Here is a 13,100-nt window from a genome sequence, read left to right as displayed (position 1 = left end):
GAAAGAGGAGGATTTCAAGATGTCATTAATGAACGATATGGAAAAGGTGCTTATTTCAAGTGAAGAGATTCAAGTAAAGGTGAAAGAACTCGCGACAACGCTCAGCGAAGAATATAAAGAAGAGTTTCCACTTCTCGTTTGCGTATTGAAAGGCGCGATGCCGTTCATGTCAGACCTTGTCAAAGAAATGGACATCCATTTAGAGATGGACTTCATGGACGTATCGACGTATCACGGTGGAACGTCATCGACAGGTGAAGTGAAAATCGAGAAAGATTTAAACACGTCTGTAGAAGGACGAGACATCTTGATTGTAGAAGATATCATTGATAGCGGGCTCACGCTCGGCTATCTCGTCGATCTCCTCAAATATCGGAAAGCCAAGTCGGTGAAGATCGTTACGTTGCTCGATAAACCGACGGGTCGCAAGAACGGTCTATCGGCAGACTATAGCGGTTTCGTGATTCCGCACGAGTTTGTCGTCGGCTACGGTCTCGATTACGAAGAGAAATATCGTAACCTTCCTTACGTCGGTGTGCTCAAGCCGAGTGTTTACGGGGGCTAACGTTTTTCTTTTGAAAATGTGACGTGTTAAGATAAAAGAAATATCCCAAAGTATACACATATACTGAATGGGCGAGAACATCGTTTCTCGGAATAGGAGGCAGAGAATGAATCGTGCAGTGAAAAACACCTTAGTGTTCGGTGTGATTTTCCTGGCCTTGATCTTGTTCCTTCAATATTTACAGAACCCGAGTAGCCAGAGCGAAACGCTCTCTTATTCGAAGTTCTTGGAATATGTGGAAGATGATCGGATCGAAACGGCAACCGTACAGGAAATCCCGGGAGCCATCTCAATTACAGGTGACCTTACAGGAGACGAAGACCAGCGTTACGAAACGAATATCCCGGCTAACGAGGCCGAATACGCCGAAGTGCTCTCGCAACTTCGTGCGAATACCGACATTCAAATCGAAGAGTCAGAGTCGAGTGGTAGCTGGTTTAGCATCGTATTCGCGATCTTACCGTTTATCATCATCTTCATCTTGTTCTTCTTCTTGCTCAACCAAGCCCAAGGCGGCGGTGGCGGCGGTCGTGTGATGAACTTCGGGAAATCGAAGGCGAAACTCTACGACCAAGAAAAACGTCGTGTAACGTTTGATGACGTTGCCGGGGCGGATGAGGAGAAACAAGAACTCATCGAAGTCGTCGAATTCTTGAAAGACCCTCGCAAGTTCTCGAGACTTGGAGCGCGCATTCCGAAAGGCGTCTTGCTCGTCGGTCCTCCGGGAACAGGTAAGACGTTACTCGCTCGTGCAGCTGCGGGAGAAGCCGGTGTACCGTTCTTCTCGATCTCAGGTTCTGACTTCGTCGAAATGTTCGTCGGTGTCGGGGCGTCGCGTGTCCGCGACTTGTTCGAGAACGCGAAAAAGAACGCACCGTGTATCATCTTCATCGATGAGATCGATGCGGTCGGACGCCAGCGTGGTGCCGGTCTTGGTGGCGGCCACGACGAGCGTGAGCAAACGCTCAACCAACTTCTCGTCGAGATGGATGGATTTAGTGACAACGAAGGAATCATCATGATTGCCGCGACGAACCGTCCGGACATTCTTGACCCGGCCCTTCTTCGTCCAGGTCGATTCGACCGTCAAATCACGGTTGACCGCCCGGATGTTAAAGGCCGTGAAGCAGTACTCAAAGTTCACGCCCGTAACAAACCGCTCGATTCGACAGTTGACTTGAAGTCGATCGCTCAGCGGACGCCTGGATTCTCAGGTGCTGACCTTGAAAACTTGTTGAACGAAGCAGCGCTCGTCGCAGCCCGGTCTGACCGTTCAGCGGTCTCGGTCGTGGATGTCGAGGAAGCGATTGACCGTGTCATCGCTGGTCCTTCTAAGAAGAGCCGCGTCATCTCGGAGAAAGAACGCCAAATCGTCGCCTATCATGAGGCGGGTCACACGATTATCGGGATTGAACTCGAGAACGCAGACGAAGTGCACAAAGTGACAATCGTTCCACGTGGAAACGCTGGCGGATACGTCGTCATGCTTCCGAAAGAAGATCGTTACTTCATGACGAAACCTGAACTCGAAGATAAAATCGTTGGTCTCCTCGGGGGCCGCGTGGCGGAAGACGTCATCTTCGGTGAAGTATCGACAGGAGCAAGCAATGACTTCCAACGCGCGACTGGTATCGCTCGGAAGATGGTCATGGATTACGGGATGAGCGACAAGCTCGGACCGCTCCAACTTGGATCGAACCATGGAGGACAAGTCTTCTTAGGTCGCGATTTCCAAACGGAACAAAACTACTCGGATGCGATTGCACAAGATATCGACCTCGAGATCCGGGACATCATCAACCGTTGTTACGCGAAAGCGAAACAGATTTTGACGGACCGTAAAGACGATCTCGAGCTCGTCGCGAAGACGTTGCTCGAAGTCGAGACGCTCGATTCGAAACAGATTCGTCACTTGATCAAGACGCGCGAATATCTTCCGCACGAACCAGAAGAGCCGTCTGAACCATCGAAAGATGATGCAAGCGATGAGGCGAAGAAAGATGAGGCGGCCGTCAAGCACGGACAAGTCATCGATCAGCCTGGAGTCGTTCAAGAAGCGAAGCCGGACGTTGTCCCTGAAGGCGATAAGCCGGAAGCGACACCGACGGAACGCCCGAACAACGAATCACGGTAAGTGTAAGAGACGAATGCCCTAAATAAGGCATTCGTCTTTTTTCGTGTTATAATTCGAGCGAACTGTAATTGACAACAAAGTGAGGAACCATATCATGATTTTAGTGATCGATGTTGGGAATACAAATATTGTCCTCGGGATGTACGATGGTGAGACGCTCGTCCATCATTGGCGCATCTCGACGGACCGCACGAAAACGACCGATGAGTACGGTATGCTCGTCAAGTCGCTGTTTGACCACTCGAACGTCTCGTTTGACCAAATCGACGGCGTCATTTTGTCTTCGGTTGTTCCACCAGTCATCTTCCCGCTCGAACAGATGTCACAGCGCTACTTCAACGTCCGGCCGATCGTCGTCGGTCCTGGCGTGAAAACAGGTCTCGACATCCACGTCGACAATCCGCGTGAAGTCGGGGCGGACCGCATCGTCAACGCGGTCGCAGGTATTGCCAAGTACGACGGTCCATTGATCATTGTCGACTTCGGTACGGCGACGACGTATTGCTACATCGATGACAAACGCCGTTATCACGGCGGGATCATCTCCCCGGGGATTATGATCTCGGTCGAGGCGCTCTATCAACGGGCCGCGAAATTACCGCGCATCGAGCTCGCGACCCCGCCGACCGTCGTCGGGAAAAATACGATCCAAGCGATGCAATCGGGCACGTATTACGGGTATGTCGCCCAAGTCGACGGTATCGTCAGTCGCGTCAAGCGTGAAGTCGGGGAAGCGACCGTCATCGCGACAGGTGGGCTGGCCCGTTTGATCAGTGAACATGCCGAAACGATTGACGTCGTCGACTCGTTCTTGACGCTCGATGGACTTCGTCTCATCTATGAGCGCAACCAGAAATAAACTTTAAAGGAGTTACTCAATATGATTCAACCAGAACAACAAGCGTTACTTGACCAAATGAAAGACGACTATCTCGTCCGTGCCCTCGGGTTCGGTGGAGAAGTCCGGGCGTTCGCCGTACGGACGACGAAAACGATTTTCGAAACGCAACTTCGCCATCAGACGACACCGGTCGCCTCAGCCGCGCTCGGTCGGACGATGACGATCGGGACGATGATCGGTTCAATGCAAAAAGGAGCCGCGCGCGTCACCCTTAAAGTCGAAGGCGATGGACCAATCGGGAAAATCATCGTCGATGCGGACACGGCAGGAGACGTTCGCGGATACGTGTCACACCCGCGTGTCGAGGGCGGAACATTCGTCAACGACCACGGATTGACGAAGTTGAAAGTTGGCGAAGTCGTCGGCCGCGGCACGGTCTCGGTCATCAAAGACCTCGGGCTAAAAGACTTCGTTGGCGGTTCGTCCGAAATTCAAACAGGTGAGATCAGTGAAGACTTCACGTACTACTTCGCGACGTCGGAACAAGTGCCTTCAGTCGTCGGAGCAGGCGTGCTCGTGCTTCCGGAAGATGAATCGATTTTAGCTGCCGGCGGGATTATCGTCCAGTTGATGCCGGACGCTTCAGAGCAAACGATTCAAGCGTTAGAAAACGCATTGAAGACGTTCCCGCCAGTGTCGGTCCTCATCGGAGAAGAGAAGACGCCGGAAGAGATGCTGCATATGCTCCTCGGAGATAGCTTAGAAGTACTCGACCACCAAGCGATACAGTTTAACTGTACGTGCAGCCGCGATCGGATGGAAAGTGCGATCATCGGGCTCGGTACCGAAGAGATCCGTCAAATGATCGAAGAAGATGGCGGCGCGGAAGCGGTTTGTCACTTCTGCGGTGAAAAATATCACTTCTCGGCTGAACAGCTCGAAGTGATGAAACAGCTAGCACGCTGAGGCTGTCGTTCCAAATTGCATATTTTCAATCCGATAGGGTATTATTACAATATCGGAATAGTCGGAATTATGAAGGAGGAAATGAAATGCGTATCGTAGATTCAGTGACAGACTTAATTGGCAAGACTCCAATCGTGAAGTTAAACGGGCTGACTGGCCCGGATGACGCGACGGTTTACATGAAGTTGGAATATATGAACCCTGGTTCGAGTGTAAAAGACCGGATCGCCTTAGCGATGATCGAGGCCGCTGAGGAAGAAGGCGTCTTAAAGCCGGGTGACACAATCATCGAGCCGACGAGTGGGAACACGGGCATCGGACTCGCGATGGTCAGTTCTGCTAAAGGCTATAAGGCAATTCTCGTCATGCCGGAAACGATGAGTATGGAACGACGCAATCTGCTTCGCGGATATGGTGCCGAGCTGATTTTGACGCCTGGTCCTGAGGGGATGGGCGGAGCGATCCGTCGGGCGACAGAAGAAGCTGAGAAAAACGGCTACTTCCTCCCGCAACAATTCAATAATGCGGCCAACCCGAACGTCCATGAAATGACGACCGGCCCTGAGATCGTTGATGCGTTCGACGCGTCAGGTCTTCAAGTCGATGCTTTTATCGCTGGTGTCGGTACAGGCGGAACGATCACAGGAGCGGGTAAAGTATTGAAAGCCCACTATCCAGACGTGCAAATTTTAGCGGTCGAACCAGTCGACTCTCCAGTCTTATCTGGAGGGAAGCCAGGACCTCATAAAATTCAAGGCATCGGGGCCGGCTTTATCCCGTCGATTTTAGACACTGAGATTTACGAAGGTGTCCTTCAAATCACGACAGAGCAGGCGTTCGAGTACGCGCGTCTCGCGGCTCGGACGAACGGTGTGCTCGGTGGCATCTCGTCAGGTGCAGCCATCGCGGCCGCGGTCGATACGGCGAAGCGCCTTGGAAAAGGCAAAAACGTGCTCGCGATCATCCCGTCAAACGGAGAACGCTACCTTAGCACGCCGCTCTATCAGTTCGACGAAGAATCAGATAGCGTTCGCGCATAAACAAACGGCAGTTACCAGAAGACATCTTCTTTCGGTAACTGCCTTTTCTTGTGTACAATTAGAGGCATGAATGAGTGGAACGGGGGGATTTGGCGTGAAAACGACAGCGTTCAAAACGATGCGAACGACAAAAGAGAGAATGTATGAGACGTATATGACGTTGACGGAAGCGGGCGAGCGCTATGCGTGGCTCGAGAGCGGGAGGGCTGGACGTTACACGATGGCCGGGATCGAGCCGTTCGGTGCGCTTCACGTGAAAGATGGGACTGGAACGCTCGTCATTTCAGATAAGACCGAGACGTTTTATGGCCAACCGCTCGACATCGTCGAGCAAGTGCGGGCCCGTTACGTTGCCGCAAGACCAGAAGGAGCACCGCCATTCTTCGGCGGGATGATCGGTTATGTCAGTTACGATGTCGCCCGGACACTCGAACGCTTGCCGCGTCAAGCGGAAGATGATTTAGGGACGCCCGACGTCTCGTTCTTGTTGTTTGACGAAGTGGCGGTATTCGACGAAGCGACGTCGCTCCTCTATTTGCTAGTCACCGCCGATGAAGAAGTAGAAGCGAAGCTCGAGCGCTGGGCTGCCTTATGGCAGACAGAGACGCATTACGCGTTCAGACCGGTCGCGCAAGCACCGCTCGAGCGAGCGCGTTCTCTATCGCAAGGTGAATTCGTCGAAGCTGTGCAGAAAATTCAAGACTACATCGTCGAAGGCGACGTGTTCCAAGTGAACCTGAGCGTCCGCCAATCGGAAGCGCTGCTCGCGGACCCGCGCCACGTCTATGACACGTTGCGCCAAATGAATCCTTCACCGTACATGGGGTACTTCGTCGACGATTTTTTGACGATGGTGTCGGCTTCTCCAGAACTGTTGATTGAGAAACACGGGACGTCGATCTCGACACGCCCGATCGCCGGGACACGGCCGCGCGGACGGGACGAGGCAGAAGATATGGAACTAGCGCGGACGTTGCTCGATAACGAGAAAGAGCGGGCCGAGCACGTCATGCTCGTTGATTTGGAGCGGAACGACCTCGGGAAAGTGGCCGCTTATGGGACGGTGCACGTCGACGAATTGATGGTCATCGAGAAGTACTCACACGTCCAGCACATCGTTTCGAACGTGCGCGGCACGATGCGAGACGGTGTGTCCGGGTCAGAGGCGCTCGGGGCGATGTTCCCGGGCGGAACGATTACCGGTGCCCCGAAAATTCGGACGATGGAAATCATCGAGGAACTTGAACCGGTTCGACGTGGGATTTACACGGGTTCGTTCGGCTGGATCAGTTGGGACGACGACCTCGTCTTTAACATCACGATCCGGACGATGGTCGTCAAAGACGGCATGGCCCATGTCCAGGCCGGGGCAGGGATTGTCATCGACTCCGACCCGGTCGCTGAATATGAAGAATCGTTGTCGAAAGCGAAGGCGCTATGGGCCGCGAAAGAAATGACGGAGGCGACGGTATGATTTTACTCATCGATAACTACGACTCATTCACATACAACTTGGTTCAATACTTTGGTGAGCTCGGAGAGGACTTGATCGTGCGTCGTAATGACGACGTTACGATCGAAGAGATTAAACAGATGGGTCCGAGTTATCTCGTCATCTCGCCAGGTCCGCGGACGCCGAACGAAGCGGGAATCAGCGTCGACGCGATTCGGACGTTTGCTGGGAAGATCCCGATTTTCGGGGTGTGTCTCGGTCACCAAGCGATCGGTCAGGCGTTCGGCGGGAAAGTCGTCCATGCGGACCGCCTCATGCACGGGAAGACGTCACCGATCGAACATGACGGCAAGACGTTATTTAAAGACATCCCACAGCAGACGATCGTGACGCGGTATCATTCGCTCGCCGTCGAGCGCGCTTCATTGCCGTCCTGTTTAGAAGTGACGGCTGAGACGAGCACGGGAGAGATCATGGCGCTACGCCATAAAGAATTGCCGATCGAGGGCGTCCAATTTCATCCTGAAGCCATCTTGACGGAACATGGGAAAGACATGATTAAAAATTTTATCGAGGCGTATCGTCATGTGGCTTTGGCATAACGGCGAACTGCGCGGCAGTTCAGAAGTGACGGTGCCGGTTCAGGACCACGGTTTTTTGTACGGGATGGGATTGTTCGAGACGTTCCGGACGTTTGACGGGGTCCCGTTCTTGTTCGACCTCCATTGGTGCAGGCTTGAGAAAAGCATGGACGCTCTTTGGATCGATCTACCTTATACGAAGCAGGAAATCAGACAGGCGATTCAAGACGTCGTGCGTCAAAACGAGGCGCCGAACGTATATATCCGACTGAACGTCTCCGCCGGTGTCGCTCCGCTCGGTCTGCACGACGGGCGTTACTCACGGCCGAACGTGACGCTGCTCGTCAAACCGTTATCGGACACGTTCGAACCGACCGAGAAACGGCTTGAGGCAATCCCGTTTCCGAGAAGTCGACCGGAAGCGGCGTTTCGTTTGAAGTCGCATCACTATATGAACAACATCCTTGGAAAACGGGCCTTGGTCGACCGGGAAGCGGAAGGTTTGTTCGCGGACGAGGCGGGACGTGTCGTCGAGGGACTCGTCTCAAACATCTTTTGGGTGGAACAGGATGGGCGGCTATGGACGACGCCGCTTGAGACCGGGGCGCTTGCCGGCGTGACCCGGCACTGGCTGATGGAGACGTTTGACGTGCTCGAGCGTGATGTGACGTTTAAAGAACTCGAGCAAGCGTCCGAAATTTGGCTCACGAACTCGGTGCAACAAATCGCACCGGTCACCGCTTATGCCGGCCGGACGTATCCAGGCAAGCAGGGGGCTCGATTTACAGCGTGTTGGTCCGAGTTACGACGAGCAATTGAAAGTGAGGGAACAGCATGACAAAAATTATGGGCATTTTAAACGTGACGCCAGATTCGTTTTCAGACGGTGGGCGTTATAACGCAGTCGAGCAAGCGCTCGAACACGCTAAACGGCTCGTTCAGGACGGGGCCGATGCGATCGACGTCGGAGGCGAGTCGACAAGGCCTGGCGCACAGTTCGTCACGGCGGATCAAGAGATCGCCCGCGTCGTCCCGGTCATTCGCCGCCTGAAAGAGGAGCTTGACGTCCTGATCTCGATCGATACGTACAAACCTATCGTTGCGCGAGCGGCACTTGAAGCAGGCGCTGACATCATCAATGACGTGTGGGGGTCGAAGTGGGACGATCAATCGATGGCGGAAGTGGCCAAAGAGTTTAACGTCCCGATCATTTTGATGCATAATCGAGACAACCGAAACTATGGACACTTCATCGAAGAAGTCGTTGGCGACATACAAGAATCAATCGCGATCGCCCGTGCCGCCGGTGTTCGTGATGACCAGATTTGGTTAGACCCCGGCATCGGCTTTGCCAAGGACTACAACCAAAACTTAGAACTCATGAATCGGCTCGACGTCATCACGAATCTCGGATTCCCGGTTCTGCTCGGGACGTCACGTAAGTCGTTCATCGGCCAGACACTCGATTTACCGACCGAGGAGCGGGTCGAAGGGACGGTCGCGACGACATGTCTCGGAATCGCGAAAGGATGCGCGTGGGTAAGGGTGCATGATGTGTTAGAGAACAAACGGGCGTCACGGATGATGGATGCGATGTTAGGAGGCGGACAAGTTGGATAAAATGTTTGTGAACGGGATGCGTTTTTACGGTTACCACGGTGTCTTTGAAGAAGAGAACCGGCTCGGTCAGCGATTTAATATTGATTTGATGTGTGAGTTAGACCTGGCCCCTGCCGGCCAGTCCGATAATTTGGAGGACGGCGTCAGCTATGCCGGACTCTATCAACTGACAGAAGACATCGTCACAGGCGAAGCGGTCAACTTACTCGAAGCACTCGGTGAACGGATCACGACGGCCGTGCTCGCCCACAGTGACAAGATTCAAAGTGTGACGGTCAAGGTCATCAAACCGGACCCGCCGATTCCGGGTCATTATGATTCAGTCGCGATTGAGATGACGCGGAGGCGTAACGGATGATGTATGTGGCGCTTGGTTCGAATATCGGTGAACGGGAGCGTTATTTGTTCGGTGCCCTTCAAGAGATGGAGGCGGCCGGTCTTCATGTGACGAAGCAATCGAATGTATACGAGACGGCACCGGTCGGCTATACAGATCAACCATCGTTTTATAACATGGTCGTCGAAGTCGAGACATCGCTAGGGGCGGACGATGCGCTCGTTCGTCTCCAACAGGTTGAGCGCGGTCTTGGGAGAGAGCGTCTGTTTAAGAACGGGCCGCGTACGATCGACCTTGACATCTTGCTCTATAACGGCGAATATATACAATCGAAGCACTTAACTGTTCCGCATCCGCGAATGCATGAACGTGCTTTTGTCCTTGCCCCGCTCGCGGAGATTGCTCCGACGCTCGAGGTGAATGGGAAGACGGTACGACAATTATGCGATGCCTTGCCGGAATCGGAGCGGCGCGACGTCGTACGTCTACAGTCGTTAACGTCATTAGTCGGTTCTGTTTAACGCTATTGAAGGAAGTGAAGCAATGTCAGGGTTCAAAATTGGTAACGTTGATATAAAAAATCGGGCGGTCCTCGCCCCGATGGCCGGAGTGACGAACCCGGCATTTCGTTTGATTGCGAAGGAATTCGGTGCCGGACTCGTTTGTGCGGAGATGGTCAGCGACAAAGGGATTTTATTTGAAAACGCGAGAACGCTGCGCATGTTATACGTCGATGAGCGCGAAAAGCCGCTCAGCCTGCAAATTTTTGGCGGTTCGAAAGACACGCTCGTGAAAGCGGCGCAATACGTGGATCAAAACACGAACGCCGATATCATCGACATCAACATGGGGTGTCCGGTCCCGAAAGTCACGAAATGTGAAGCGGGTGCCAAGTGGCTCCTCGATCCGGATAAGGTTTATGAGATGGTGAACGCTGTATCGAAGGCGGTGGACAAACCTGTGACCGTCAAGATGCGCACCGGCTGGGACAGTCAGCACATCTACCTTCTAGATAACGTCAGAGCGGCCGAATCCGGTGGCGCGGCGGCGATCGCGATTCACGGACGGACGCGGTCCCAATTGTATGAAGGAACAGCCAACTGGGAGCTTATTGGTGAGGCGAAGAAAATTGCGGGCATCCCGATTATCGGGAACGGTGATATTACGACGCCGCAACAAGCGAAGCATGCCCTCGACCATTACGGTGTCGATGCGGTCATGATCGGGCGGGCTGCCCTCGGAAATCCATGGATGCTCTATCAGACGGTGCAGTACCTCGAGACGGGTGAACTTCCGGCCGAGCCGGAGGCACGCGAGAAAATTGACATTTGCATGCTGCATCTCGATCGTTTGATCGACTTGAAAGGCGAGGTGGCGGCGGTTCGTGAAATGCGTCAACACGTGGCCTGGTACTTGAAAGGTCTCAAAGGGAACGGGCCGGTCCGTAAGCAAGTCTTCGAGTTGGAATCACGGGATGCCGTCGGGAGTGTGCTCTACGATTTCGTCGGACAGATCGAGAACGCGCCACAAGAAGTGTGAACTAGTGTAAAAAAGTGATTTATGGTAAGCTTGTTTGGCGAAAAAGTGATACGCAAAGAGCGAACAGCTTAGGCTGTGCTGTTGGCCGTGAGGTCGACAGCTTTTTGTTAGGACCAAACCCAATATGTATAGAGGAGTGAATGGAGTAGTGAGTCACGAGTTGGAAATGAACGACCAAATGCAGGTTCGATTTGAAAAGATGACTGAGATGCGCGCGCAAGGGCTCGACCCGTTCGGACATCGGTTCGAACGCTCAGCCCATGCCGGTGAATTACATGAGCAATATGAAGCGATTGAGAAAGAGGCGCTCGCTGAGCAAGACGTAGAAGTCACGCTCGCGGGACGGATTATGACGAAACGTGGAAAAGGGAAGGTCTTCTTCGCCCACATCCAAGACGTCACGGGACAGGTTCAAATTTACGTCCGTAAAAATGACGTAGGGGATGAGGCGTTTGATTTGTTCAAATCGTCTGACCTCGGTGATATTGTCGGCGTGAAAGGTAAGCTGTTCAAAACGAATGTTGGCGAGTTATCGATTCACGTCGAGACGTTTGAACTTTTGACGAAAGCGCTCCGTCCGCTTCCAGACAAATATCATGGCTTAAAAGATGTCGAACAACGTTATCGTCAACGTTATCTCGATTTGATCACGAACAATGATTCGCGCCAAACATTCATTTTGCGTAGCCGAATCATTTCAGAGATCCGTAACTTCTTGAACCATCGCGGTTACTTAGAAGTTGAGACACCGATGCTCCATACGATTGCAGGCGGAGCAGCTGCCCGTCCGTTCTTGACGCACCATAACGCCCTCGATATGGAACTTTATATGCGCATCGCGATCGAGCTTCACTTGAAGCGCCTCATCGTCGGTGGCCTTGAGCGTGTTTATGAGATTGGTCGTGTCTTCCGTAACGAAGGTATCTCGACACGACACAACCCAGAGTTCACAATGATCGAGCTCTATGAAGCGTACGCTGATTACAACGACATCATGGATTTGACAGAAGAACTCGTTGCGCACGTTGCTAAAGAAGTACTTGGTACGACAGACGTGAAGTATGGAGAAGATACGATCCATCTTGGTGTCGGTTGGAAGCGGGCCCATATGGTCGACTTGGTTAAAGAAGAGATGGGTGTCGACTTCTGGCAGCAGATGTCTGATGAACAGGCGCGTGAACTTGCGAAAGAGCACGGAGTAGAAGTCCAAGACCATATGACGTTCGGTCATATCGTCAACGAGTTCTTCGAACAAAAAATCGAAGAGACGTTGCTTCAACCTACGTTCGTCACGGGACATCCGGTCGAAGTGTCGCCGCTTGCGAAGAAGAACGATCAAGACCCGCGCTTCACAGATCGCTTCGAGCTGTTCATCGTTCGTCGTGAACACGCGAACGCGTTCACAGAGTTGAACGATCCAATCGATCAACGTGAGCGCTTCGAAGCCCAACTACTTGAAAAAGAAGCTGGGAACGATGAGGCCCATGAACTTGATAACGACTTCCTAGAAGCGCTCGAGTACGGGATGCCGCCAACAGGTGGTCTCGGAATCGGGATTGACCGTCTTGTCATGTTGCTCACAGACGCACCATCGATTCGCGACGTATTGCTCTTCCCGACAATGCGTCACCAACAGTAACAAGTTACGACCTCTCACCATTGCGGTGAGAGGTTTTTGGTTTCTACAGCCAAGCTATAACGTGGCAGAAAACTTTTTTAGAAAAACTTTTACCGAAACTATTGCATTCTATTTGAGGATGGGTTAAAGTAATAAACGTTGCCGCTGATGGCAGCGGAAAAGAATTAAAAAAGTGGTTGACAACTGTGTCGATGACTTGTAATATTGTAAGAGTCGTTAAGAGCGACAGACGAACTTTGAAAACTGAACGATGAGGCAAAAAAAGTTTTACAAGTTTTGATTGAAGCGCAAGCTTCGTCATTTTCAAGAGCTATATCAAATTCTTTGGAGAGTTTGATCCTGGCTCAGGACGAACGCTGGCGGCGTGCCTAATACATGCAAGTCG

The 13,100-nt window shown here is 52.5% G+C and carries 13 protein-coding genes and 1 rRNA gene; all 14 read left to right on the top strand.

The genetic code is table 11. The features are described from left to right. Positions 1–19: 19 nt before the first annotated feature. Positions 20–565, top strand: a complete 546-nt coding sequence (hpt, locus tag EVJ29_RS14520; RefSeq protein WP_016509617.1) for a hypoxanthine phosphoribosyltransferase — start codon at positions 20–22, stop codon at positions 563–565. Positions 566–671: 106 nt separating this feature from the next. After that, complete coding sequence (ftsH, locus tag EVJ29_RS14515; RefSeq protein WP_131458693.1) at positions 672–2,699, top strand: ATP-dependent zinc metalloprotease FtsH; 2,028 nt, start codon at positions 672–674, stop codon at positions 2,697–2,699. 94 nt (positions 2,700–2,793) lie between these two features. Beyond that, positions 2,794–3,558 carry a type III pantothenate kinase gene (locus EVJ29_RS14510; RefSeq protein WP_070329371.1) on the top strand — a complete coding sequence of 255 codons (765 nt, stop codon included), beginning with the start codon at positions 2,794–2,796 and terminating at the stop codon, positions 3,556–3,558. Between the two features lie 21 nt (positions 3,559–3,579). Beyond that, the gene (gene hslO, locus EVJ29_RS14505) at positions 3,580–4,506 is read left to right on the top strand and encodes an Hsp33 family molecular chaperone HslO (RefSeq protein WP_131490783.1); all 927 of its coding nucleotides are present in this window, start codon (positions 3,580–3,582) and stop codon (positions 4,504–4,506) included. Between the two features lie 86 nt (positions 4,507–4,592). Then, a complete protein-coding gene (gene cysK, locus EVJ29_RS14500; RefSeq protein WP_071398644.1) occupies positions 4,593–5,546 on the top strand; it encodes a cysteine synthase A in 954 nt (317 codons plus the stop codon). Positions 5,547–5,640: 94 nt separating this feature from the next. Further along, a complete protein-coding gene (locus EVJ29_RS14495; protein ID WP_304986237.1) occupies positions 5,641–7,020 on the top strand; it encodes an anthranilate synthase component I family protein in 1,380 nt (459 codons plus the stop codon). Next, entirely contained in the window at positions 7,017–7,601 is a 585-nt protein-coding gene (gene pabA, locus EVJ29_RS14490) for an aminodeoxychorismate/anthranilate synthase component II (protein ID WP_071398645.1), read from the top strand. The genes EVJ29_RS14495 and pabA overlap by 4 nt, the downstream gene beginning before the upstream one ends. Then, positions 7,585–8,418 carry an aminotransferase class IV gene (locus EVJ29_RS14485; protein WP_131505313.1) on the top strand — a complete coding sequence of 278 codons (834 nt, stop codon included), beginning with the start codon at positions 7,585–7,587 and terminating at the stop codon, positions 8,416–8,418. Before pabA ends, EVJ29_RS14485 begins: the two co-directional genes overlap by 17 nt. Continuing rightward, positions 8,415–9,200 carry a dihydropteroate synthase gene (folP, locus tag EVJ29_RS14480; protein ID WP_131441705.1) on the top strand — a complete coding sequence of 262 codons (786 nt, stop codon included), beginning with the start codon at positions 8,415–8,417 and terminating at the stop codon, positions 9,198–9,200. The genes EVJ29_RS14485 and folP overlap by 4 nt, the downstream gene beginning before the upstream one ends. Next, on the top strand, positions 9,193–9,558 hold the full coding sequence (gene folB, locus EVJ29_RS14475) for a dihydroneopterin aldolase (protein ID WP_070329365.1): 366 nt from the start codon (positions 9,193–9,195) through the stop codon (positions 9,556–9,558). The genes folP and folB overlap by 8 nt, the downstream gene beginning before the upstream one ends. Further along, the gene (gene folK / locus EVJ29_RS14470) at positions 9,555–10,058 is read left to right on the top strand and encodes a 2-amino-4-hydroxy-6-hydroxymethyldihydropteridine diphosphokinase (protein WP_070329364.1); all 504 of its coding nucleotides are present in this window, start codon (positions 9,555–9,557) and stop codon (positions 10,056–10,058) included. The genes folB and folK overlap by 4 nt, the downstream gene beginning before the upstream one ends. Before the next feature lie 22 nt (positions 10,059–10,080). Then, positions 10,081–11,076 carry a tRNA dihydrouridine synthase DusB gene (gene dusB, locus EVJ29_RS14465; protein ID WP_016509635.1) on the top strand — a complete coding sequence of 332 codons (996 nt, stop codon included), beginning with the start codon at positions 10,081–10,083 and terminating at the stop codon, positions 11,074–11,076. A gap of 148 nt (positions 11,077–11,224) precedes the next feature. Next, on the top strand, positions 11,225–12,715 hold the full coding sequence (gene lysS / locus EVJ29_RS14460; RefSeq protein WP_070329362.1) for a lysine--tRNA ligase: 1,491 nt from the start codon (positions 11,225–11,227) through the stop codon (positions 12,713–12,715). A gap of 321 nt (positions 12,716–13,036) precedes the next feature. After that, positions 13,037–13,100: ribosomal RNA gene (locus EVJ29_RS14455) — 16S ribosomal RNA — on the top strand; the annotation flags it as partial.

It is taken from the genome of Exiguobacterium sp. SH4S7 (genome assembly GCF_004336795.1).
GTDB classification, from domain to species: domain Bacteria; phylum Bacillota; class Bacilli; order Exiguobacteriales; family Exiguobacteriaceae; genus Exiguobacterium; species Exiguobacterium aurantiacum_A.
Note: the sequence above shows the minus strand (reverse complement) of the source record. Positions and strands in the feature narration are given on the sequence as shown.